The sequence below is a fragment of the Enterococcus sp. DIV1283b genome (assembly GCF_051710965.1).
In the GTDB taxonomy this organism is placed as follows: domain Bacteria; phylum Bacillota; class Bacilli; order Lactobacillales; family Enterococcaceae; genus Enterococcus_B; species Enterococcus_B lactis.
Genome location: NZ_JBIOLR010000001.1, coordinates 1,442,536 through 1,464,460 on the forward strand (window position 1 = coordinate 1,442,536; position 21,925 = coordinate 1,464,460).

General features: G+C 36.7%; 25 protein-coding genes, 1 tRNA gene and 1 pseudogene. 18 read left to right on the top strand and 9 right to left on the bottom strand.

The features are described from left to right. Window positions 1-61 precede the first annotated feature (61 nt). The 3 genes from IGJ53_RS07090 to IGJ53_RS07100 form a co-directional block, all read right to left on the bottom strand. Window positions 62-307 carry a helix-turn-helix domain-containing protein gene (locus IGJ53_RS07090; protein ID WP_002374660.1) on the bottom strand — a complete coding sequence of 82 codons (246 nt, stop codon included), beginning with the start codon at window positions 305-307 and terminating at the stop codon, window positions 62-64. A 69-nt stretch (window positions 308-376) separates the two neighbouring features. Beyond that, entirely contained in the window at window positions 377-631 is a 255-nt protein-coding gene (locus IGJ53_RS07095; protein WP_010732555.1) for a hypothetical protein, read from the bottom strand. A gap of 156 nt (window positions 632-787) precedes the next feature. Continuing rightward, window positions 788-1,093 (bottom strand): hypothetical protein, encoded by a 306-nt coding sequence (locus tag IGJ53_RS07100; protein ID WP_010732556.1) that lies wholly within the window; start codon window positions 1,091-1,093, stop codon window positions 788-790. A gap of 190 nt (window positions 1,094-1,283) precedes the next feature. Here IGJ53_RS07100 and IGJ53_RS07105 point away from each other — a divergent pair. Beyond that, window positions 1,284-1,357: transfer RNA gene (locus tag IGJ53_RS07105), tRNA-Ile, on the top strand. A gap of 269 nt (window positions 1,358-1,626) precedes the next feature. Here IGJ53_RS07105 and IGJ53_RS07110 read toward each other — a convergent pair. Both IGJ53_RS07110 and IGJ53_RS07115 read right to left on the bottom strand, forming a co-directional pair. Next, window positions 1,627-2,130 carry an isochorismatase family cysteine hydrolase gene (locus IGJ53_RS07110; RefSeq protein ID WP_010732557.1) on the bottom strand — a complete coding sequence of 168 codons (504 nt, stop codon included), beginning with the start codon at window positions 2,128-2,130 and terminating at the stop codon, window positions 1,627-1,629. A 39-nt stretch (window positions 2,131-2,169) separates the two neighbouring features. Further along, window positions 2,170-2,979: a Cof-type HAD-IIB family hydrolase gene (locus IGJ53_RS07115; RefSeq protein WP_024635254.1), complete on the bottom strand. Its 810-nt coding sequence runs from the start codon at window positions 2,977-2,979 to the stop codon at window positions 2,170-2,172. Window positions 2,980-3,312: 333 nt separating this feature from the next. On the opposite strand from IGJ53_RS07115, the gene IGJ53_RS07120 reads away from it, so the two are divergent. The 9 genes from IGJ53_RS07120 (at window position 3,313) to IGJ53_RS07160 (ending at window position 9,389) form a co-directional block, all read left to right on the top strand. Next, window positions 3,313-4,170, top strand: a complete 858-nt coding sequence (locus tag IGJ53_RS07120) for a glycosyltransferase family 8 protein (RefSeq protein ID WP_010732559.1) — start codon at window positions 3,313-3,315, stop codon at window positions 4,168-4,170. Further along, window positions 4,163-5,065 (top strand): glycosyltransferase family 8 protein, encoded by a 903-nt coding sequence (locus tag IGJ53_RS07125; protein WP_002291262.1) that lies wholly within the window; start codon window positions 4,163-4,165, stop codon window positions 5,063-5,065. The genes IGJ53_RS07120 and IGJ53_RS07125 overlap by 8 nt, the downstream gene beginning before the upstream one ends. Before the next feature lie 32 nt (window positions 5,066-5,097). After that, the gene (locus IGJ53_RS07130; protein ID WP_010732560.1) at window positions 5,098-5,448 is read left to right on the top strand and encodes an iron-sulfur cluster biosynthesis family protein; all 351 of its coding nucleotides are present in this window, start codon (window positions 5,098-5,100) and stop codon (window positions 5,446-5,448) included. A 49-nt stretch (window positions 5,449-5,497) separates the two neighbouring features. Beyond that, window positions 5,498-6,421, top strand: coding sequence for a magnesium transporter CorA family protein (locus IGJ53_RS07135; RefSeq protein WP_438750528.1), 924 nt, complete (start codon window positions 5,498-5,500; stop codon window positions 6,419-6,421). Window positions 6,422-6,500: 79 nt separating this feature from the next. After that, window positions 6,501-7,394, top strand: a complete 894-nt coding sequence (locus IGJ53_RS07140) for an SDR family oxidoreductase (RefSeq protein ID WP_259741805.1) — start codon at window positions 6,501-6,503, stop codon at window positions 7,392-7,394. Between the two features lie 37 nt (window positions 7,395-7,431). After that, window positions 7,432-7,995: an alkaline shock response membrane anchor protein AmaP gene (gene amaP, locus IGJ53_RS07145; protein WP_002291268.1), complete on the top strand. Its 564-nt coding sequence runs from the start codon at window positions 7,432-7,434 to the stop codon at window positions 7,993-7,995. 13 nt (window positions 7,996-8,008) lie between these two features. Then, entirely contained in the window at window positions 8,009-8,197 is a 189-nt protein-coding gene (locus tag IGJ53_RS07150) for a DUF2273 domain-containing protein (protein WP_002291274.1), read from the top strand. A gap of 12 nt (window positions 8,198-8,209) precedes the next feature. After that, window positions 8,210-9,115, top strand: coding sequence for an Asp23/Gls24 family envelope stress response protein (locus IGJ53_RS07155; RefSeq protein WP_010732563.1), 906 nt, complete (start codon window positions 8,210-8,212; stop codon window positions 9,113-9,115). Window positions 9,116-9,146: 31 nt separating this feature from the next. Further along, the gene (locus tag IGJ53_RS07160; RefSeq protein ID WP_002291278.1) at window positions 9,147-9,389 is read left to right on the top strand and encodes a GlsB/YeaQ/YmgE family stress response membrane protein; all 243 of its coding nucleotides are present in this window, start codon (window positions 9,147-9,149) and stop codon (window positions 9,387-9,389) included. A 409-nt stretch (window positions 9,390-9,798) separates the two neighbouring features. Here the strand turns inward: IGJ53_RS07160 and IGJ53_RS07165 are convergent, their stop codons facing one another. Then, window positions 9,799-10,170: a hypothetical protein gene (locus IGJ53_RS07165; RefSeq protein WP_010732564.1), complete on the bottom strand. Its 372-nt coding sequence runs from the start codon at window positions 10,168-10,170 to the stop codon at window positions 9,799-9,801. Between the two features lie 612 nt (window positions 10,171-10,782). On the opposite strand from IGJ53_RS07165, the pseudogene IGJ53_RS07170 reads away from it, so the two are divergent. Next, window positions 10,783-14,774 (top strand): annotated as a pseudogene (locus IGJ53_RS07170) (LPXTG cell wall anchor domain-containing protein). A 171-nt stretch (window positions 14,775-14,945) separates the two neighbouring features. Next, window positions 14,946-16,406, top strand: a complete 1,461-nt coding sequence (locus tag IGJ53_RS07175; RefSeq protein ID WP_010732566.1) for a helix-turn-helix domain-containing protein — start codon at window positions 14,946-14,948, stop codon at window positions 16,404-16,406. Window positions 16,407-16,535: 129 nt separating this feature from the next. On the opposite strand, the gene IGJ53_RS07180 is transcribed toward IGJ53_RS07175, so the two are convergent. Both IGJ53_RS07180 and IGJ53_RS07185 read right to left on the bottom strand, forming a co-directional pair. Continuing rightward, a complete protein-coding gene (locus IGJ53_RS07180; protein ID WP_002291287.1) occupies window positions 16,536-16,763 on the bottom strand; it encodes a helix-turn-helix domain-containing protein in 228 nt (75 codons plus the stop codon). Between the two features lie 8 nt (window positions 16,764-16,771). After that, window positions 16,772-17,245 carry a DUF2975 domain-containing protein gene (locus IGJ53_RS07185; RefSeq protein WP_002306633.1) on the bottom strand — a complete coding sequence of 158 codons (474 nt, stop codon included), beginning with the start codon at window positions 17,243-17,245 and terminating at the stop codon, window positions 16,772-16,774. Window positions 17,246-17,555: 310 nt separating this feature from the next. Between IGJ53_RS07185 and IGJ53_RS07190 the strand changes: the two genes are divergently transcribed. From IGJ53_RS07190 to IGJ53_RS07205, 4 genes are all read left to right on the top strand, one after another. Continuing rightward, window positions 17,556-18,833: a GHKL domain-containing protein gene (locus tag IGJ53_RS07190; RefSeq protein WP_010732567.1), complete on the top strand. Its 1,278-nt coding sequence runs from the start codon at window positions 17,556-17,558 to the stop codon at window positions 18,831-18,833. Between the two features lie 7 nt (window positions 18,834-18,840). Then, the gene (locus IGJ53_RS07195) at window positions 18,841-19,581 is read left to right on the top strand and encodes a LytR/AlgR family response regulator transcription factor (RefSeq protein WP_070769939.1); all 741 of its coding nucleotides are present in this window, start codon (window positions 18,841-18,843) and stop codon (window positions 19,579-19,581) included. A gap of 166 nt (window positions 19,582-19,747) precedes the next feature. Further along, window positions 19,748-20,329 carry an accessory gene regulator B family protein gene (locus IGJ53_RS07200; protein WP_010732569.1) on the top strand — a complete coding sequence of 194 codons (582 nt, stop codon included), beginning with the start codon at window positions 19,748-19,750 and terminating at the stop codon, window positions 20,327-20,329. Then, window positions 20,326-20,481 carry a cyclic lactone autoinducer peptide gene (locus tag IGJ53_RS07205; protein WP_002291297.1) on the top strand — a complete coding sequence of 52 codons (156 nt, stop codon included), beginning with the start codon at window positions 20,326-20,328 and terminating at the stop codon, window positions 20,479-20,481. The genes IGJ53_RS07200 and IGJ53_RS07205 overlap by 4 nt, the downstream gene beginning before the upstream one ends. A 76-nt stretch (window positions 20,482-20,557) precedes the next feature. On the opposite strand, the gene IGJ53_RS07210 is transcribed toward IGJ53_RS07205, so the two are convergent. Then, window positions 20,558-20,731, bottom strand: coding sequence for a hypothetical protein (locus tag IGJ53_RS07210; RefSeq protein ID WP_002291299.1), 174 nt, complete (start codon window positions 20,729-20,731; stop codon window positions 20,558-20,560). Between the two features lie 418 nt (window positions 20,732-21,149). Here IGJ53_RS07210 and amaP (IGJ53_RS07215) point away from each other — a divergent pair, with 418 nt between their 5' ends. Continuing rightward, complete coding sequence (gene amaP, locus IGJ53_RS07215; protein WP_259741807.1) at window positions 21,150-21,716, top strand: alkaline shock response membrane anchor protein AmaP; 567 nt, start codon at window positions 21,150-21,152, stop codon at window positions 21,714-21,716. A gap of 12 nt (window positions 21,717-21,728) precedes the next feature. Further along, window positions 21,729-21,917, top strand: coding sequence for a DUF2273 domain-containing protein (locus IGJ53_RS07220; RefSeq protein WP_010732571.1), 189 nt, complete (start codon window positions 21,729-21,731; stop codon window positions 21,915-21,917). Window positions 21,918-21,925: the final 8 nt, after the last annotated feature.

Sequence of the window (21,925 nt, forward strand, 5' to 3'; positions counted from 1 at the left end):
TGTACATAGTTTGTTCACTGTAAACATTAAATGAAAAAACCAGCACAATGGCTGGAAAAAATCATTTAAGTTTGCTTGCAGTTTCTGAGCGACCAATCAGGTAGTCAACGGAAATATCGTAAAAGTCGGCGATATAGATCAATTCAATGATACTTGGAATTTCATCGCCTTGTTCGTATTTACGATATTTGAATAAAGGGATACTTAACGCGTTAGAAACAGCTACTTGGGATAAAGATCGGCCAGTTCTTAAAAAATTCAGACGACAACGTAAAGTATCCAGTAAAATAGCTTCTTCGATACTCATTTAATCACCTTTCATCATAATAGAATAGTTGTAATGACCATAGAAAGCTACACAAGCAATCAATAGCACTCAATGTTTTTTATTTAAACGTATCAAATAAAGAATGACGATCAATAGAGACAAAACCAACCCTGATAATTCTTCTACAAAAACACTATCAGGTTCAAAGTAGTTGTAATTAAAAACCTTCCACATAAAATAAATAACCGGAAGAGTCAAAACAGCCAAATAAAACCGTTCTTTATTCCAATGCATAAGATAAAAAATAATTGCAATCAGGACGACCGAAGGCAACCAAAACAAAACTCTAACCAACGTAATCATGTAACGGACTCCTCAACGATTCATATAATAAAAGATAACATGTTATTGCATACATCACAAATGAAATGCTAGGAAAACCAAAGAAGAAGAGACAGATGAAAAAGCGGAACAGCTCTCTGCTAATACGCGAGAACTGTTCCGCTAAATACAAGTTATCTATCTAGAAAAAATCAATGGATTGATATTTAAGTAATTCAATACATATAAAAAGAGGACGATTGCATTCACTAAAAAGGAAAGAATGATGATCCCGTAACGAATAGAAACATATTTAACAAATATTTCTGTCTGGACACGTGCATATTTTTTTCCGTTGTAGCTGATCATCATGATGAGAAGCAGAAGGGTGATCACACCTTGGAAAATCATTCCAACAAACAGGACTTCTGAACTTTGATGATTGTATTGGAGAAAGTAAGCTGCTGCCGCAACCAAATCGAATAAAATCGCAATAAATGGCAAAATAATCACTCCTAGAATTAAGAATACTTAAAAGAATAACATTTCTTCTAAAATAAGCAAGTAAAAAACAGTCAAGTTTTAAGTTAAGTAAATAAGAATAAATATATCATATTATTTATATTTTGAAGCTTGTGAGCGTCTATAATTCGTGCTATAGTTAAAAAGTAACGAAAATATATCTCATGATGATGTACCTTTAGCTCAGTTGGTTAGAGCAGACGGCTCATAACCGTCCGGTCGTAGGTTCGAGTCCTACAAGGTACATAAGAGGTTGTGACAGAAGTGGTTAGCTTCAAGAAATAAGAAGGGATGTGCGAAAATGGTTTCTTAAATTTTTGTGACATTCCGGCTTATTTTTCGAAGAAGCTGCTTCTGGAACACCGTGAATCAGAGGTTGTGAAAAAGCCGATCTACTTTTGTAGAAAAAGCACGTAAGACTGAAAACAGTTCTTCGTGCTTTTTCTTTTTTAGTTTGCTTGTTAAATGATAATAGAACTTATATAAAGAATAGACTGTAGCATACGTGTGACTTTCTATTTTTTAGGTTCGATGATTGAAACATTGAAATCTTTCAGAAGTGCCAAAGCAGATTCTCCATGTTTTCTACTAGAAACTAACGTTGGATCAACAAAAAAGTCAGCTTCAGGGAACGCACTCTGCAAGCCTATCAGATTAGAGAGCACACATAAGTTTGTTTCGATCCCAACCACTTCGATCTCTTTTTGTTCTTCTTTGCTTTCAAACAAAGTCTCCTTGATTTCAGCTAAAGTTTCAGGGGGGATCGTAAAGTAATACTTTTTGATCACTCGTTCATTTCCTTGGGGAGAAAGAAGAGGGATCAATTGCAAATCTTCCCGTTCCTCTTCTTTGTCCTTCAGCTCGACTGGAATATCCCGTGTGAATAGAATATATTCCTTGTTTTTACGTGCTTTAGCTAATCGTTTAGCAATGCGTTCCGCCAATTGGTCTGATTCTGGAATATAAAATTCGCTGTTTGGATCAAGAATATGATTTTGCATATCGATAATAACTAACATTTTCTTTCCTCCTACGTTCATGACGTCATTTTTTTATTTTTAATAGAAGTTTTTTAAAATATAAGCAACCCCAGCTTCCTCATTCGTCAGCGTTACTTGGTTTGCAATTTCTTTTACTTGCCGCTGTGCATTCCCCATCGCAATACTCAACCCACTATAATTCAACATAGCAATGTCGTTTTCTTGATCGCCAAAAGCCATGATGTCACTCGACTCGATTCCAAGGTAATCCGCCAGAAAAACAAGTGAATGAGCTTTAGTGATACCTGTAGGCGTGATTTCTAAGAAATGTGGATCAGAGAATACTGAATTGATGCCGTCTGCTTGCAGATCTCTTTGGAGCTTCTGTAGTTTTTCTTCACTCTTATCTGTTAACGCTAATTTAAGATAGCTAAGAGAAGGATCTTCTAACATACTTAAAATTTGATCAAAAGAATGATTCTGCAGATTGAAATGTTCATAATAGGGGTCGTCTTTGACAAGATTTGATTCATCGAATGTCAGCTGATCATCTTGGGTTTCTCGGCTGGCAATAATTGAGATTTTTGCTTCTTGAGCATAGAAGAAGGCTCTTTTCAGAGTATCGATATCTATTTTCGAACGTCTGAGAACCTTTGCCATCTTTCCATCCTTCATTTCAGCAATCAGCGAACCATTGGAAGAAATCAAATAGCCGCCGATTCCTAATTCGGAAAAAATATCTTTAGCAGAAATGCTGTTCCTTCCTGTAGCTACTGTTACGATTCCGCCATTTTCATCAAATTTCCGAAGTGCCTGGATATTTTCTTCTGGTATCTTTCCATTTCGATCAAGCAAGGTACCGTCTAAATCAATCGCTGCTAGTTTCATTTTATCTTCCTACTTTCTTTTTACATATCTATTTTCCTGTTACCTTAAGATTAAATGAGAAATTAAAAAAATGAAACTAACTTGCTTTGCCGTTATGAATTTTTTCAAAAAACATTCTTAAGAAAAAGGTGGCTATATATAGTAGTTTTTGGTCAATACCTTTGAATAAAAAGCCATGAAAAACGAATAGTTAGCGCTTACCAATGCGTTTTGTAATAAAAAAATTTTAAAATATTCAATGAAAACAAAGCATATATTTTGCTTTAAAACCAAATGAGGAATATTCTAGATGTAGAACAGGTTAGAAAAAGATTAGAAAAAGGAGTGATTTTGATGGAGAAGAGATACGGCGTAGTTCCTGTGGTGACTGCTTCAGACGAAAATTATGCTCCTTACTTGAGCGTGATGATCGCAACTGCATTAGAAAATTGCAATAAAACAAGACGCATAAAATTTTATGTGATTGACGATGGTCTATCAGAATATAGTAAACAAGGATTGGAAGAAACGGTAAATAAATATTCAAGTAATGCAAGTATCCAATTCCTGACAGTGGAAAAAGATATCTACGAAGACTTCCTAGTCAGCGACCATATCACAACTACCGCTTACTTAAGAATTTCTTTACCCAACTTATTAGCTAAAGAGGATTATAAGAAAGTCCTTTACTTAGATTCAGATGTGTTAGTGCTAGACGATATCGTAAAACTATATGATGAACCATTAAATGGAAAAACGATCGGCGCCATTATCGATCCAGGACAAGTGAAAGCATTGGAAAGATTAGGAATAGATTCCAATGACTTGTACTTCAATTCAGGGGTGATGGTGATTGACATCGATCAATGGAACAAAAAAGAAATTACAGAAAAAACTATCCATTATTTAAGTGAAAATGGTGATCGAATCATCTATCACGATCAAGATGCTTTGAATGCTGTCCTTTATGAAGACTGGGAACAACTTCATCCAAAATGGAACATGCAGACTTCTTTGATATTTGAACGACACCCAGCACCAAATGAAAAATATGAACGTCTGTATAAAGAAGGAAATGAAAAACCTTCGATCGTTCATTTTACAGGACATGATAAACCTTGGAATACGTTGAAAGATCATCCGTATACCAATTTATACTTAAAAAAATTAGCACACAGTACTCTAACGAAAGTAGGCGAGATCAATGAATAAAAAAGAAATAGCAGTAGTCGCAAGTTGTAACACAAAATTCGTACCGCATTTAGCTGCATTATTTGTCTCAGTATTAGATAATTGCAACCCGTCTAAATTTGTTCGGTTCTATGTGATTGACGACGATATCGATTTTGAAAGCAAACAGCTTTTACGCTTCTCAGTGAAAAATGCACGAATGAATTCAGATGTAGAATTTTTGAAAATCAATAAAGAATTCTTTACAAATGTAGTAATCAGCGATCGTATTCCAGAAACAGCTTATTACCGCATAGCGATTCCAGAATTGTTCCGCGGCACGGAAGTCGAACGTATCTTATATATGGATTGCGACATGATCGCTTTACAAGACATCTCTAAATTATGGCGTCTTGACTTCGGTGATTCAATCGTAGCAGCTGTTGAAGACGCTGGGTTCCATCAACGATTAGAAAAAATGGAGATTCCAGCTAAATCAATGCGTTACTTCAACTCAGGATTGATGCTGATCAATGTAAAAAAATGGTTAGATGAAAATATTACGCAAAAAGTATTAGACTTCATCGAACATAATCCAGAAAAATTAAGATTCCATGACCAAGATGCATTAAATGCAATCTTGCATGATCGTTGGCTTCCGCTTCATCCGCGCTGGAATGCACAAGGCTATATCATGGCTAAAGCAAAGAAACATCCAACAGCAGCAGGTGAACGTGAATACGAAGAAACGCGCAACAATCCTTACATTATCCATTTCTCAGGACATGTGAAACCATGGAGCAAGGATTTTGAAGGACCAACGAAGAAATATTACGAAAAATATGCAGGGATGACGGCGTTCCGTTGTGTGGCTAAATTCCCTAAATATCCAAAATATGCAAAAGTTCAACAAAAAACAGACGTAGTTGTTAAATAATAGAAGACTACAACTGAACAGGGGGAGTAGGAATGGAAATTACAATGTCTAAAAATGCAGTAGAGACGTTAATCGAAAAAGTGGGGGAAAATACAAAAATTGCACTTGCTCTCATCAATGATTCCGATCCATTTTTAAGGGATAAAGGTGCTTTTGCAAAAGGCAGCTTTTTCCAAATCATTCCTTTTGTTTCGGAATTTGGAGAGTATGCAACAAAAATCGAGCATCCTTTATTGGAAATCTATACATCTAAAGTAGAACAAAGTTATTTCGGCAAACGATTGAACATGGACTTTAACAAACAGCTTGACAGCTTCTCATTAGAAAATGAAAGTGCAGTACTCGATTATAATATCAAATTAAAAAACTGCTTCTTCAGCTAATCGTTTTTGAAAAAGTCCAGAAAGGAGGTATACATTGAGATACTACTTTGTGGATGATGAAAAGAAAGTAACAGAAACAGATGAAAACAAATACAACTGGCTTATTCTCGATAATACAAAGCCAGAAGAGATCCAGCAGGCAATCAACGAATTCGAGCTTCCAGATGACATTTTCGTAGGCACGGAATATCCGGAAGAAGTTTCTCGGATGGAGCGCCTTTATGAGACCAAATTAGCGCATCCATTTTCTTTGGTTGTAATCAATCTGGATCAGTCAGATAATCGTATCGAAAAAAAATTGACACCGATATCTTTTGTACTTTCCGATAATCTCTTAATTACATGTATCGATAGAAAGATCGAGTTCGTGGATCGCTTGCTGACAAAACACGGAGATCATTTAAACTCGTTTGAAAAGATCATCACGTATACATTACTGGATATTTATACCCATTACGTGAAAGAACTAAGAGAAATGAAGAAGCGAATTGACGCTTTGGATAAAGCAGCCCGTAAAACGACGGAGAATGAGGAACTGTATAAACAGGCAGATCTGGAAAGAGACATTGTGTATATCGATCATACCTTAAGAGATCAGCGGGAAACAATGGATCAATTATGGAATTCTGAAACGTTTATCAAACGTTTAGATGATGAACAGTTACTTTATGATGTTCATTTGAGACAGCGTCAAACAGAAAAAATGATTGAAATCTATCGAGACTTATTGGAGAGTATTGGAGATTTATTCAATGGGATGATGGACAATAATCTAAACCATATCATGAAATATCTAGATTCAGCTGCACTGATCATCTCCGTTCCGGCGTTGTTTGCAGGGCTTTGGGGAATGAATACAGGAGGATTGCCGGGTAAAAGCTCTGCTTTAGGATTTATCCTCGTAGTATTCGGCTCTTTGATAGCAGCGGTGGTTTTAGGCTACCATCTATACCGAAAAGATTATACGAATTAAACAAACTAGTTAAAACAGGTATCAAACAAAGAAATTTGTTTTGGCAATACAATTTAGAAAAAGTAGGAGGAATACAGCAATGACAGAACCAAAATTAATCGACCCACGAAATCTGTACCATACGGAGAAATTTCCTAAGCAAGATCAGGATACGCCAGCTTTACAACAGAACATGATTCCTGTTCCTGATTGTGGTGAAGAATCCTATGAGGGCAATAATCAGCTGGAAAATCGCCGTGTACTAATCACTGGTGGCGATTCAGGGATCGGTCGAGCAGCAGCGATTGCATTTGCTAGAGAAGGTGCAGACATCGCTCTTCAATTCTTCCCAGGAGAAGAAAAAGATGCAGAGGAAGTAGCTAAATACGTCAAAGATGCAGGACGTAAGATCGTCTTACTCCCATTTGATCTTCGTGATGAACAAGCGCCTAAAGAAATCATTGAAAAGGCTGTAAGTGAGCTTGGCGGGCTAGATACGATGGTATTGAATGCAGGGCAGCAAATTTCTTGCCAGTCCATTGCTGAACTGCCACTTGAACAAATCAAAGACACATTCATGGTCAACATCATTGCTATGTTTGCTTTAGTGAAAGAAGCAGTACCACATATCCCAGCAGGAGGAGCGATTGTTACAACAACTTCTGTCCAAGCCTTCAATCCAAGTGAACATTTGTTGGATTATGCAGCAACAAAAGCTTCAATCGCTAACTTTACGATCGGCTTAGCAAAACAACTTGCACCTAAGGGAATCCGTGTAAACGGTGTAGCACCTGGTCCAATCTGGACACCGCTACAACTAGACGAAGGTCAGCCTTCTGGTTCGATTCCTGAATTTGGTCAGCAAAGTTTACTAGAACGTGCAGGTCAGCCAGGAGAATTAGCACCGGTCTATGTCTTCTTAGCATCAAATAAAGCAAGTTATGTCACAGCTCAAATTTACGGAGTAACTGGTGGAGAAGCGATCAACTTATAAAAAGTTGATCGTTTCACCCCTATGAGGAGGTGCGAAAATGAATAAAGGAGTAAAAACGCTTGGAGTGATCGGAACGTTACTTTTGCTATCTATACTCTTGTTTGCGATACTATTAAGTGCAGCCTATCCACTGCCTTTTCAATTAGAGAAGTTTCGATTCTTTTCCATCACTAATTCATATGTGCAACAATATGTATTCTGGCTTGCTGTTGCATTTGCTATTTTGACGATTATCACATTGCTTGTTTTCTTGTTTTATCCAAAAACGATCGGAACCTTTTTACTGAAACATGGCGATGGGGAGTTGACGTTGGATAAAAAAGCAATCGAAGGAATGGTTCGTTCTCACTTGCATGAAGATGAATTTATCCATTCACCAAAAGTAAATGTCAAAGCAACGAAAAACAAGATCGCCGTCAATGTAAAAGGGGAGTTGAAACGAACTTCAGCACTCATTGGTAAAACTGGAACATTGATGAAAGAAATCGAAAACGAAGTGCAACACATATTAGGCACAAAAGAGTCAGTGAAAGTATCGGTGAAATACACAGGCTTTGAAGAACCAGCTAAACGAAGCAATGACCGCAAACGAGTAGAATAGGGGGGGACCAAAAATGAAAGAACTATTTTCGACATACAAGCTCCCTATCATCTTTGGGGTACTTGGGTTGATATTAGCCGTTTTATGGATTACCGTCGGCTTTTTCAAGACTTTATTGATCTTGATCATGGCAGCTATCGGTGTCGCTATTGGTTTTTATTTGAAACAAACGAAAATTTTAGATCACTATTTTAAATCTTAGGAGGAAACATCCATGAATAACAATAACAAAAATAATAACAACAATAAAATGAACAACCAAAAACCAGTGTCTGCACATCCAGACCCAACGACACCAAACCAATCAAATGGTGTGAAAGACGAAAAAAACAAAACAGCACCAGTATCTGCACATCCAGATCCAGTCGTGCCAAATGTTCAACAAGGTGTAGAAGAAAAGAAACATGACGCAGAAAAACATGCGCCTCATCATCCCGGCTCTCCAGAATCTAAAGTTCCAGAACAACATGATGCAATCGATCCTTCTAAACCATTAGAGGAACAAAAGCATCCTTCTGATCATGCGAAAGCACAAGAAAAACTTGGTTCTGAACACTCAAACGGACAAGGAAAATTTGGTTCACAACATACAAACGACCAAGAAAACCATGGCTCTGAGCAAGAAGATTCGATGCGCGGTGAGTTGAATTATGAAGATAAAGTGGTGCAAAAAATCATTGGAATCGCAATTGAACAAGTAGACGGCTTATTATCTGCAAACGGTGGTTTCTTCTCTAATGTGGCAGGAAAACTTGTGAATACAGATAATGTAACGGCTGGGATCGAAACAGAAGTCGGTAAAAAACAAGTAGCAGTTGACATGGATGTCATTGTGGAATATGGCAAAGATATCGAAAAAATCTTTGAAGAAATGCAAGAAGTAATCGGCAAAGAAGTAAAAAATATGACACACTTAGACGTCATCGAAGTCAACGCTAACGTAGTGGACATCAAAACAAAAGAAGAATTTGAAAAAGATCAAGAAACGGTGCAAGACAAAGTGACTGACGCAGCGAAAAAAACTGGTGAATTTGCTTCTAATCAAACAGATAAAGTAAAATCAGCAGCTGGAAGCGGCGTTGAAAAAGTAAAAGAAAATACAGAACCACGCGTTCAGTAATAAGGAAGCAAAACATTAGGAGGAACGAAACATGGGATTTATTTGGTCACTTATCGTCGGAGGAATTATCGGAGCAATTGCAGGAGCAATCACGAATAAAGGTTCTTCGATGGGGATTATTGCAAATGTCGTAGCAGGTTTAGTTGGATCAGCACTTGGTCAAGCATTATTAGGTTCTTGGGGACCAAGTATTGCAGGAATGGCAATCGTGCCATCATTGATTGGTGCCATCATTTTAGTACTGATTGTCTCATTCTTTGCTAGAAAACTGTAAAAAGACTTTTAAATAAAAAGGTCGTGAAAAAGCTGTTCTGCATCAAGTAATAAGAACAGCCAAACAAAAATAGCTTCTCATATTTTTCGTTTGGCTGGACTTATTACCGCAGATGCAAGCTTTTGAACACCATTTAAGAAAGAGGTCGTGAACCTGCCGTTCAGCTCTGAGTCACAAGGAGCAATTTCAACAAACAGCTTCTCATGTTTGATGAATATTGTGATTTGTGACCGAGGAGTTGGCAGGAGAACACCGTTTATTCGAAATAAGGGCTGTGACAAGATTTTTGTCACAGCCCTTTATTTGTGTGGGTAAATTCCCAATGAGTTTTTTAAAAGTTTTTAAGAAAAAACCAGTATATTAACCAATTTTTCCTTAAATGTGTCTTTATTGATACAGAGAAGCTTCTTTAATAAAACAATGTCTCTCTAAATTTTCTTGAGAGAGGAAAGGTGAACATACAAAATAGTACGACCACTTGAAAGACCCAGATGATCCACAGATGGATCGTATGATACTGATGAAGTAAAAAGCAATGGATCAGAAACTCAAAGAGATTGAAAAAGACAAGGAAGAAATAATATCTCTTTTTTACTCTTGTCTGTTTTAGCCAATAATAGCTCGTAAAGTAATCTAGACAAATAAATAGAAGTAAACAAAGCTTCGTAAGAGCAGTAATCGTATCATGTTGCTCTGCTAGACGATTGACGAGCAGAAAGAATGTGGGTAATGGAATATAGATCACGAGTAATGAAAGAAAAAAGTAAACAATGAATGGCATACTATTCCTCCTAATTGTGTGAGTTCGCCCTCATTTTAAAATAACGATATTTGTTTGTGAAGCTTTTTTGTGTCGTAACAAATGTTATCTAATGTATTTTTAAATAAATAATCATTATTATCAAATTAACGTTAAAAAGAAAAAAGAGTAGTGGATCGTTGTTATTCGAAACATTCTGTCAAAAACTCCATATTAAATGGGAAAAAGTGGCATTACATAATAGAAAGAACCCCTTTACAGTATAAATGTGGGAGTTTGCTCCCGCATAAAACCAAAAAAGAAAGGAGTGGGAGACGCCCAGTTACGATTATTGGGGAGAGAACTACATATTCAAAGATCGTAAGAGGGGGAGACAGTAGCAATTCATGTACAATGCTGACCGTCAAGTTTGTCACAACAAATGATCGTTAGGTGTTTAGCAAAATCAATACTGTTCGATCGATTCGATTTGTGTCAAATGAGCAAAAGCTACGGAGGTTAGAAACAAGCAAAACTATTTTTTACACGATTTATTTATGTTTAAGACAAGAAAATAGCATACCTTCTTTGCTGACGGTTTAAAGCAGATCACTTTTGATCTGTATAGGAAAAATAAAGGAGGTAAAACGTTCATTGAAAAAAGTAAAAAAATTATTGACTAGTACACTATCGTTGGGACTGGTTCTAGGGAATATGGGCGGTACCGTAGTAGAGGCCGCCTCTGCCTTACATTCGATCGAACTACCCGCATTAAGGCAATTGCGCCCTCAGGAAGAGAAAGAACAGGAAGAAACGAATGAAGAGGAAAACCAGCTTCGAGCATCAACCTTGCCACGATTACCCATAGAAGCACAAGAAAGAGAGGAGTTACGAACGGAGAATGTCCTTCAGGAGTCACGACTAACTAGATGGTCACGTGAAGAAATAGTAGACGCAGCAATGGATTTTGCTGCACGTTTGACGGAATATAGGTTGAATGAGGCAATGAAAAAACATAATCATTCTTTTGTAAATGGGGAAATGATAGAAATTCGTTTTGTACCAGATGTAGAGGACATATTTAATATGCCAGAAGGTATTCGTCCTAATTTTCCTACTAACGCGCTTCATAACAATAGAGTGACTATCTGGCCCAATGGTATACGTAGTCAGCATCCTGGTTCTTATTCTAATACAGAAAGTGGGAATTGGAGATATAACTTGACAAACCGTGGCGGCTCTACGGAACCTCAATCAATGACTCTAACTAGAATAGGAAATCAACAAAATTTAGGCACAGAAACTATGGAAATGAATATACGCCTTTGGCTAAGTTTTGACAGCTCCGGCTTAGTCCACAGAGATTCTATAAAAACAATAAACTTCCTTTCTGTAGCACAAGCCATGGGAGACATCAAAGTCGAAGCAAAAACGGGGCCTCATTCTTTATGGGAAAATGATGCCCTTCCTGATCCTTCTGATTATGTGACGATTGATCGTAGTAATGTCAAATGGGATCTGAAGACAGAATGGGAAACTCCACCTAGAATGAACACAATAGGTACTCAAAATACTAGAATCAAAGTAACCGAAGATACTTCTGGCAGAACGACTACTGTAACTGTGCCGATCACCGTTCAGGCCAGAGCACTACAAATCACTGGGAAGGAGGGACCGCATTCCATTTACGTGAACGAAGCAATCCCTAATCCTGCTGACTACTTTGACGTGAGAGACCCTCTTGGACAGACACATCAGTTAGAGTGGCTCGATGCTGATACGAGTTCAGCTGGTACAAAAACATGGCGGGCAAAAGCAACGGCTGCTGATGGTCGGGAAGCGACTGGTTCGATCACGATGGATGTTCTTCCTCAACCAGAGGTAGAACTAAAATTGCAGGATGTGGAAGATCGATATCTCGGTGGAAATTATCCTGCACTTTCCTCTTCATTCCGTGAATATATCCAAGAAGCGACGATGGAAGGACAAAGGATTAATACAGCTGACTTAGAGTTTGTCGCCGCTGAATCAACAGAGCCACATTATTCTATCGTAGGAGAACAGCCGCTCAAACTGACTGTTCAAACGAGACACCCTGTTACAGGTCGAATGATCAAAGGAACAGCTGAAACGAAGGTCAATGTCCGTTGGGGCGACACGTTTTTACTGAAAGCTCATAATGGACAATCAGCGGGTGCATACGCCTTCCAGTTGAGAAATGGGAACAATGCTCGAATCGTGGCAACTCGAGGATTAGATTCTCCTCTTGAAGAACGGATTGGTCTGGAAGATTCGTTGTATTACTCTATTGAGGTGCTACGAAATGACCGACAAGCTTATTACCATGAAGTGCCGGGGAGAGCTACTCTACAGCAAGTGATCACGACATTCGGAAATGGAAATGGATACCTTGATGTACAGTTGGGCGATATCATCAATATTCACCATCCACAAAAGAGTGCAGGAAGCTCAGTCTTGATGGTGGAAGAAAAAGAGCAAGATTTCACTTACGGAACAGATAACGCCTATTATCGTGTCACGGCTTTCGGATTTGAACCACTTCCTGTACTTCCTGATCCGGCGATCCAACTGAAATTGAAGCCAATGGAAGACCGTACATTAGGAGAAACTTCTGTGTCACTTGCAAGTACGTTTAAAAATTATATCGAAGAAGCCACTTTTGAAGGGGAATCAGTTGCGGTCGATGATCTAGAATTCGTCGCAGCAGAATCGACTGAGCCGACGAATACGAACGCTGGCAAACAAGATATTCGGATCACGGTACAAGCGAAACACCCGATTTCAGGGGAGACGATCAAAGGAACAGCCGAAACATCGGTCAATTATCTTTGGAGAGATACGTTCATGATCAAGTCAAGCGAAGGTGGTTCAGCGGGAGCTTATTCCTTGCATCTGAGAAGCGGGAATGCAGCTAGATTAACCGTTACCAGTGGGTTACCTTCAGCATTAGATGAACGGGTCGGTACGGAAGAATCGATGCACGCCTTGTATTACTCATTGGAAGTCCTGAGAAACAATCAGTCAATCTACAATTATGAGGTACTTGGTAGAGGAACGCTGCGGCAAGTGATCAATAACTTTGGGAACGGGAATGGTTACTATGATGTCCGATTGGATGATGTGATCAAGATCTATCATCCGCAGAAATCACCGAACAGCTCGGTTGTCATGATTGATGAAGAAGAACGGGATTTCACTTATGATTCTGAATATGCTTATTACAGAGTGACTGCATTCGGACTAGAACCGATTCCAGTGATGGAAGCAGAGGGGACTGCTCAAACATTCTCTTTGATGAATGATGTCAGCACATTAGATGTCAAAGAACTAGTCAAAGATGTTACGATCAATCATCAAAGTATTTCAGAGGATCGTTACACGATCGAACAATTGTCAGAGATTGAGAAGAAGGATTTGAGCCGTTTACAGATATCAAGGCAGATCCGATTTCACAAGAACTGCTGTTAGGACATGAGACGAATACAGTGAACCCGGCAGAATTGATCCAAAATGTGACTTTCAACGGACGTCCGCTAACGAGTGATCTTTATACGGTGGAACAATTGTCTAACTTTGATACAACAACTGTGGGAGAAAAAGGAGTTCGTGTGAGAGTAAGCACGACTGATGGTACTGGATTCACAGAAGTGAAGATCCCTTATGTAGTAAAATGGGGAAGTACGATCCGAGTCAAAAACAATGACGGCGCAACGATTGGCGCATTTAGCTTGATCAATCAGAAAAACCCAAACAATCAGAACAATCAGCTGATGATCCGAGCATCACAAGGCGTGGCGAATACAGAGTTGTCCAAAGTAGTGCATGATTACTCCGACCGCTCGATCTATTATCAATTCGATGTGATGAACAAAGATAATACCACTAGCAGTTTCACTTATGATGTAACAGGAAATCGGACGATCGAACAAGCACTGTCTCGATTCAACAGTGGACAGCCATTGAATGTCAACATAGGAGACATTGTCAGAATCTATCATACAAAAGAGTTTAGACGAAATATGCTGATGGAAGATGAGCAGGAGAAGAACTTCACTTATGGTTCTCAATATGCTTATTATGAAGTCACAGAATATGGGTTCGAACCAAGCGGGAAAATTGATGTAGAAGCTAATAAAGTAGAAATTCCACGAGGTGCCACGGAACTAGATCTTAAATCATTTATCAAAAATGTAAAAGTAAATGACAAGGTCATTCCAGAAAATCTTTATACAGTCTCTTTAAATTCTGAAATCGACACATCGACTCCTGGTCGGAACAATGTCGCAGTCAATGTGACGACAGACAGTTCTTATGGCGGTTTTTCAACAGAATTGAATATGCCGTATGAAGTACGTGATCACACGACGAATTCCAGTACGAATGAATCACAAAATAATCATACAAATAATGAAGGTACAAGCGGCAGTACGGAACGAAATGAAGCAACGACACCAAGTATCCAAGATGATCCAACAACAAGTGCAGATAATGAATCTTCACTGAATATGCCACAAACCAATGCAATTAGGAATACTGCATGGACATTGATTGGTATAGCGTTAGTAGCAGGCATAGGGGCGATTGTTATGAGAAGAAAAGCAAAAGAGAAAGCTGAAAATCAATAACCATTTTTTGCTTAAGTAAGAAAAAATAGTTCTCAAAGCTCCTAATTCTAAAGCAGATACACGATATAATATAATCACAAGCACTCAATAAGGGAAACCGACATTGAGTGCTTTTACATTTCTCTATCAGGATGTATCAAAAGAATTTTGTTAGAAAGGGGTGGAAACACGTTGAATCTTCTCTCAAAAAAATTACAACGTCAGTTGAATCTGTTAGAACTACTATTCGAGGGGGAACGTTGCCGTCTTAGTCAATTGGAAAAAAAATTGGCAAGTTCTGGAAAAACATTGCGGAACGATTTTATAGAAATCAATACATATTCTTCCGATATCCAAATCGTCACTGATCGGGATGCTGGTGTGACAGCTATATTTTCACCTGCCTTCACAAAAGATCATATTTATCAGATCGTGATCTCCCAATCTACTGAATATAGATATTTAGAAACCATACTGCTACATCCAAAAGAGAATTATTTAGAATTAGCAGAGTATCTGTTTATTTCAGAAAGTACATTGCGAAGAATCGTAAAGAAAATCCAATCAAAATTAAAAAAATACGATTTGAGGATCAAAGGGTTGACTCGGATTGTCGGAGAGGGTCAGGTGATCGACGGTCTTACAGCTCGTTTGTTGATGGAAAAATATCCTTCTCCTGCTAGTATTTTTAATCGTTCTTTTAGCGAGGCAACTTATGATGTGGTCATCCTATTTTTAAAAGAAAACCAGCTATATGAGGTAGCAAAAAATGATCCGAAAACCTTATGTTTTTTACATTTTTTTATTGCTTGTCGTATACAACGATTCAACAAAAATAAAAGGGGATTGGAGCAAAAGAAAATCAGCTGTTACACCTTTTCATTCTTGGAAAAAAATCACTTGAGCCATTTTTCTTTGCCACGAGAAGAAAAAATCTGGCAGTGGATATTTGATACAGAAGTCATTCATACTGCTTTGAAAATAAGAAATGCAAGCGAGCAAAGAGAGTATCATTTTTGTATCAGTCATTGTTTAATGATATGGATGGATTGCTTGGAAAAAAAATATCAGTTGGAATGTGAGAACAAAGGTTTGATCGTTCAACGATGTAAAGAGATACTGACACAACCACGATTTCCAGAATATATACTAAATGATCCAAGCCAGACAACGATAGTTGATCCGTCGATTTTAGCCTGTTTATGTGAAGAATTGAAGGGAAGGATGGTAAATGACTGCAGAGAAAAAGGATACGTCATTCCTGAACTTGATTCATTTGTTCGCCATGCTATCTTAGAAATTCTTTTCGACTGGCCATTATTGCTATCATACATTGAAGGGAAAGAAAATAAATTAAAAGCAGTGATAGTCACAAATACAAGAAAAAAACAAGCGGATGACATAGCAAAAAGATTGCAAGAAAAATTGGGAGATTATTATCAATTTGGTGTTCTCCCAAACTTTTATCAGAAAGAAATAAAATTATACTATCCGGATATCGATTGTATCCTTACGAATGCGAGGATAGATGAGGAGACAAACATTCCGGTCTTCGGTATTTCACTATTTCCAAATCAACGTGAGATCCAAAATCTTCTTCATTTTTATCAGGAGAAGTACCATATAGTAGAAGAAAAGTCTCTCTACGTGTAAATATGTATCTATAGACAACAGGATATTCCATTAAAATAAAAAATATCTGAATAATAGATGTAATGACCGCTAAAAGTCTCATACATCTATTATTCAGATTATTTTTTTACTGATTGTTATGCTTTATATTCATTTTTTTGGTATAGGATCGGGGTCTTTTTGATAACTTAACAAATCTCCCGGTTGACACTCTAATACTTCACAGATTTTTTCGAGGGTGGAAAAACGGATGGCTTTTGCTTTTCCGGTTTTTAGAATAGAGATGTTTGCCATCGTAATACCCACTTTTTCACTCAATTCTGTTACACTCATCTTTTTTTGAGCCAATACTACATCTAGATTAACGATAATAGCCATGTCGCACCTCACACTGTCAAATCATGATCTGTCTTAAGTAAAATCGCGTGTTCGAGCAGATTTTCCAACACGCTTGTCAAAGTATATACGGCAAAAGGAATGAATACGACAGCAATTCCTACCAACATCAAACCAGGAGCATCATCTAAATCTGCCACTTTCAAAAATTTAGGAAGCAAGCCGAAAAAGGCGAAACCAATAATCAAAATCGTTCGTTCGATTTTTTTTAGAATGTCCAAACTTTGATTAGAAAAGGCCTGGTTTTCTTCGATTTGTTTCAACAGCCTCAATAAGAAATAAGCAATAATAATCCCTAAGAGAAGGGCGAAGTAGATGACAGAAACGAATAAAGTCGTCTGCCAATCAAAAGTGAATCCTTTTTCGCTTGTAGCAATCTGAGTATAAAAAAGTATACCGAATAAAATAAATACGGCACTTATACCTAAAACAACAAACTTTAGTAATAATGTTTTTAATTTCATTTTTATCCCTCTTTTATCTTTGATAGATAAAATATAGCAGAATAATTATTGAAAAGCAATTACTTTTTATCGAAAAACAATAAATTTTTGCCGTTTTTAGTAAATGTGATTTTATAGTATTTGAGAGTTTTAATTGAAGTTAGCATTTGATTCTTTTTGATTTATAAGGAAACTTTTAAATATGTTATTTACAAATAGTTAGTAAACTATGTTACAATTTTTATGGGGAAAAACTTAAAAAATAAATTTTTTTATTCATAATTGCTGTTTATTTTGTTATGTAAAACATGCATAAAGTGAGGTTCTAAAATTGAATATTTTACAGTTAAGTTATTCTCTACTCATATCAGGGCAGCTGATGACGATGTTTGTTGGATTGGGCTATTTGAACAAGAAACTAAGAAATAAAAAGTATGCTTTATTATCAATCTTGGTTATCCTATTGATATCGGTACTTTATCAATGGATAAATGTAATTGCCACTGGTTTGGTATGGCTAGTCATGTGTGCTCTCGTGATTTATCATGAAGAGACGCTTCAATCAGCTTTATTCTATGCTTCGTTATCTATTATCCTGCTTATTTTTTCTAATTATCTAATTTACGTTATCTTAAAATCATTATCTATAATGATGAATGATTTGGGTATGTGTTTTTTATCAATTATTTTATATTTATGTTTAGCATTTTATTTAAGGAATTATATATTGAAAAAAGTACCCCTTGAATCGATGGTATATGATATTAGTAAGTATACTGTTATTGCTACGTTTTTGATTTATTTCATTTTTCTTATGATTGAACGCTTTTCAGATTTAGACTGCTTCATGAAGGGTGCTCATGTGATTTTTATGCTGGCATATAGCCTTTTTGCTATTCTTATCAGCTTTTTAGCTGTTTATATAAAAAAGGCAGAGTATAAAAGTAAAGAAGAAAAGAACCGAATGGAATATCTTATCGAATACAGTGAGCAAATCGAAAAAAGTTATATGGAAATACGTAAGTTCAAGCACGACTACAAAAACATACTGGTTTCTATGGAAAATTATATCCAAAGTAATGATATAGATGGGATGAAACATTTTTTTTACTCCCATATCAAGGAAACTGGAACTCTTTTTGATCAGGAATTATTAGAAATGTCACCGATAAGAAATCTTGAAGTCAAGGAAATAAAAAGCATCGTTTTGAGCAAGTTGTATCTAGCTCATGAAAAAGGAATAGAAATAGACGTAAATGTGCCACAAAAATTGGATTCTTTCCCCGTTCCTTCTATCATGCTAGTTCGGATGCTGGGGATCATACTAGATAATGCAGTTGAAGAATCTTCTATTATAGATAAGCCGAAAATCTTGTTTGCCGGATTGAGACAAGAAGAAGCGATAACCTTTATTATTGCCAATAAATGTCGTTCTGATATACCTGATTTACATGTATTAAAGAAAAAATCTTATTCATCAAAAGGGAAAGAACGTGGGATTGGTCTAAGCAATCTTGATGAATTAGTTCAGTTGAATAAAAATGTGTACTTAGATACTAAAATCGAAGAAGGACAGTTTATTCAAATACTGACCATTTGGGAGGGGTAGAATCTTTATGTTGAAAATTTTTGTTTGCGAAGATGACGGAGCATTTAGATTGAAATTAGCAAAGATGATCCAAAATTATTTAATGATGCAAGATTATGACATCAAATTTCAAATGGATACCTCGGACCCTGAAGTGTTGCTTTCATATATACGTTCAAATAAAACAGAAGGCATCTATTTTTTAGATATTGACTTAAGTTCCAATATGAATGGAATCAATCTAGCCGCTACGATTAGAGAATACGATCCACTAGCAAAAATTATTTTTGTGACCAGTTATACAGATTTAGCTTATCTCACTTTTTTGTATAAAGTAGAAGCAATGGATTATATTGTGAAGGGGAACGATACACTGCTGCAAGAAAGCGTGACAAAATGCATCGATGTGGCTAACCAAAGATATCTTGATACAATTTTACCTACAAGAGAACAGATTCGTATTAAGAGTGGACCAATCAATACAAAATTGTTCGTAGACGAAATCTTGTTTTTTGAATCCAGTCCTGTTCCTCACAAAGTGATCGTTCATCTTGAAAATCGAATGCTAGAATATAATGGAAAAATCAAAGAGATCGAATCGTTTAGCCCGAGCTTTTACCGTTGCCATCAATCGTTTGTTGTAAATGTAGATAATATTTGTTCCATCAACAAGAAGGAAAGAACGATCCTTATGTCTAACGGAGAAAAGTGTCTTGTTTCCACCCGAAGTTTAAAAAAATTATTGATTGCATTTAGCAAAGGAGCGTGACGAATGTCACGTTCTTTTTTTATCGAATATTTTAGACCTAAAGAATATAAGGGGGTTATTAAGAAAGATAACACTGCAGTTATGTAAAAAAAACGCGCACTTTTTACTTTTTAATATATGCATCCTTATTTTTAGTATAATCAAAAGTGAGAAAGGGGTAAACGATATGCCAAATGAATATCTGTCTCTTGAAGAGAAGCTGTCAAGCAAGATGAGCAGAAAACTCGGAGAGAAATATGGGTTAACAGAACTGGATGAAGCAAAAGTCAACTATGGATTAGCGATCCTGTTCATTAATCTATTCAAGTTCATGCTTATTTACGTATCAGCGTTTTTCTTACATAGCATTCTTGCTGTGATCACCACTCATTTGTCTTTTATTGCTGTACGAAGATATGCAAAAGGATATCATGCAAGCCGAAGCATGGCCTGCACGCTCTACAGTATGGGATTATTGGTGGCGCTACCTGTTTTGGCTAATCATTACAATTTGGAACTTACACGCTACGAATATTTCATCGGAGCAGCTATTCTTAGTATGGTTTTAGGAATCATTGGTTCCTTTATCGCACAAGACCAACAAAAAAGAAGAAGCGTAAGAAACAAACTAGTTATAACAGGAATAAGCCTCACGCTGGTCGGTTCAGTGATTCCAGCAAATGATTCAAGAGTCATGATATTACTGGGTATGTTGACCGCAATCTTACTTGTATTCATTCCAAAAAAAGAAAGGAAGATCATCAAATGAAACACACACAAACTAAATTTAGTCTCTCACATGCAATCACAACAATTGCTATCAGCGTTGCCGAAAAGGCTGTAATAAGCGGAAGTACCTGTATTGGTTTAGTTTATGAACCAAAAGTACCAGAGGCATTAAAAAAAGAAGTAGAAAAATAAGTAAAAATAAAATGGTTTGCCGAATAAAAAGTACCGTAAGTCCTAAAAACTGTGCCAACAGATTGTTGGCACAGTTTTATTTTTTTCGATAGTTTTGTAACAAAAATACAAAGATGAAAAAGAATAAAGATTCCCATAGTGTAGTAGTCCAGCTGAATTCTTTACTGATACCAAATACCATATTTCCAAGATTCGATACAATCAAATAGCCAATCGTTATGATCAATGAATAATACAATCTTTTCATCATAGGACATACCTCGTTTTTATTTATAAGAATAGTATAAACCAAAGAAGAGAATAAGAAAAATGATAATAGAAAAATAAAGTAAAAACGCAATAAAGTAACTTAAGTTATTTTATTGCGTTTTTTTTCTTCACTGAAAAATTTTAATAAATAAATAGAATTTTGTAATAATAACTGAGCATAATCTTTGCAATTTTTAATCTAGAATAATATCCTTTAAGTATAGCCAGCAATCAAAAAGAAATAGAGAATAAGTGAGTAGTTGTTATTTCAGTATCAGTCGAACGATAAAACGCCGTTATGATCCAACAATGTTTGGTAGCGCTTTATTTGCTGGTGCTAATCTAACTGTTTGCTCTCTATACTGTGATTGTCGGTAGAGTTATTTACAGGGTAAAAATAAGTTTATAGGAGGTGGAAAATGAATAAGGGGTTAAAAATAATCGGTGTTATCATGAGCTTGCTGCTACTTTCAGTATTTCTAGCAATTGCGTTAATCAATGCGCCGTATATTATGCCTGAACAATTGGAACGATTTCGCTTCTTTACCTTAACGAATTACTACATGCAACAATATATTTTCTGGGCAGCTGTAGTATTTGCCGTTCTTGCTATTATCATCTTGCTAGTCGTTCTTTTCTATCCAAAATCAAGAGGAACTTTCGTTATGAAACGGGAAGATGGCAAATTGACGATCGACAAAAAAGCGATCGAAGGGCTGGTACGTTCCCATTTACACGAGGAAGAGTTCATTCATTCACCTAAAGTACGGATACGTTCAACGAAAAATCGAATCCATATCCATGTCAACGGAGACTTGAAGCGAACTTCTTCATTAATAGGGAAAACAGGTGTACTGATGCAAGACATCGAAGAAGAAGTGACTAGAGTACTTGGAACAAAAGAAACAGTCAAAGTAGCAGTCACATACAGCGGTTATGAAGAACAAGAAGATACAAGAGACTACAAGCACTCTCGAGTGGAATAGGAGGGCCAAATAATGAAAGAACTATTTTCAGCATACAAGCTCCCTATTATCTTTGGGGGTCTTGGACTACTGCTAGCTGTTTTATGGTTAACGATTGGATTTTTCAAAACATTGTTGATTATCATCATGACAGTAATTGGCGCAGGAATCGGATTTTATTTGAAACAGACAGGAATAGTGGATCAATTTTTTAAATCATAGGAGGAAAC

Excerpts from the sequence above, each read along its gene's own strand:
- IGJ53_RS07090 (WP_002374660.1), bottom strand. The coding sequence starts at position 307 with ATGAGTATCGAAGAAGCTATTTTACTGGATACTTTACGTTGTCGTCTG.
- IGJ53_RS07095 (WP_010732555.1), bottom strand. The coding sequence starts at position 631 with ATGATTACGTTGGTTAGAGTTTTGTTTTGGTTGCCTTCGGTCGTCCTG.
- IGJ53_RS07110 (WP_010732557.1), bottom strand. The coding sequence starts at position 2,130 with ATGTTAGTTATTATCGATATGCAAAATCATATTCTTGATCCAAACAGC.
- IGJ53_RS07115 (WP_024635254.1), bottom strand. The coding sequence starts at position 2,979 with ATGAAACTAGCAGCGATTGATTTAGACGGTACCTTGCTTGATCGAAAT.
- IGJ53_RS07120 (WP_010732559.1), top strand. The coding sequence starts at position 3,313 with ATGGAGAAGAGATACGGCGTAGTTCCTGTGGTGACTGCTTCAGACGAA.
- IGJ53_RS07125 (WP_002291262.1), top strand. The coding sequence starts at position 4,163 with ATGAATAAAAAAGAAATAGCAGTAGTCGCAAGTTGTAACACAAAATTC.
- IGJ53_RS07130 (WP_010732560.1), top strand. The coding sequence starts at position 5,098 with ATGGAAATTACAATGTCTAAAAATGCAGTAGAGACGTTAATCGAAAAA.
- IGJ53_RS07140 (WP_259741805.1), top strand. The coding sequence starts at position 6,501 with ATGACAGAACCAAAATTAATCGACCCACGAAATCTGTACCATACGGAG.
- amaP (WP_002291268.1), top strand. The coding sequence starts at position 7,432 with ATGAATAAAGGAGTAAAAACGCTTGGAGTGATCGGAACGTTACTTTTG.
- IGJ53_RS07150 (WP_002291274.1), top strand. The coding sequence starts at position 8,009 with ATGAAAGAACTATTTTCGACATACAAGCTCCCTATCATCTTTGGGGTA.
- IGJ53_RS07155 (WP_010732563.1), top strand. The coding sequence starts at position 8,210 with ATGAATAACAATAACAAAAATAATAACAACAATAAAATGAACAACCAA.
- IGJ53_RS07160 (WP_002291278.1), top strand. The coding sequence starts at position 9,147 with ATGGGATTTATTTGGTCACTTATCGTCGGAGGAATTATCGGAGCAATT.
- IGJ53_RS07165 (WP_010732564.1), bottom strand. The coding sequence starts at position 10,170 with ATGCCATTCATTGTTTACTTTTTTCTTTCATTACTCGTGATCTATATT.
- IGJ53_RS07180 (WP_002291287.1), bottom strand. The coding sequence starts at position 16,763 with ATGGCTATTATCGTTAATCTAGATGTAGTATTGGCTCAAAAAAAGATG.
- IGJ53_RS07185 (WP_002306633.1), bottom strand. The coding sequence starts at position 17,245 with ATGAAATTAAAAACATTATTACTAAAGTTTGTTGTTTTAGGTATAAGT.
- IGJ53_RS07195 (WP_070769939.1), top strand. The coding sequence starts at position 18,841 with ATGTTGAAAATTTTTGTTTGCGAAGATGACGGAGCATTTAGATTGAAA.
- IGJ53_RS07200 (WP_010732569.1), top strand. The coding sequence starts at position 19,748 with ATGCCAAATGAATATCTGTCTCTTGAAGAGAAGCTGTCAAGCAAGATG.
- IGJ53_RS07205 (WP_002291297.1), top strand. The coding sequence starts at position 20,326 with ATGAAACACACACAAACTAAATTTAGTCTCTCACATGCAATCACAACA.
- IGJ53_RS07210 (WP_002291299.1), bottom strand. The coding sequence starts at position 20,731 with ATGATGAAAAGATTGTATTATTCATTGATCATAACGATTGGCTATTTG.
- amaP (WP_259741807.1), top strand. The coding sequence starts at position 21,150 with ATGAATAAGGGGTTAAAAATAATCGGTGTTATCATGAGCTTGCTGCTA.
- IGJ53_RS07220 (WP_010732571.1), top strand. The coding sequence starts at position 21,729 with ATGAAAGAACTATTTTCAGCATACAAGCTCCCTATTATCTTTGGGGGT.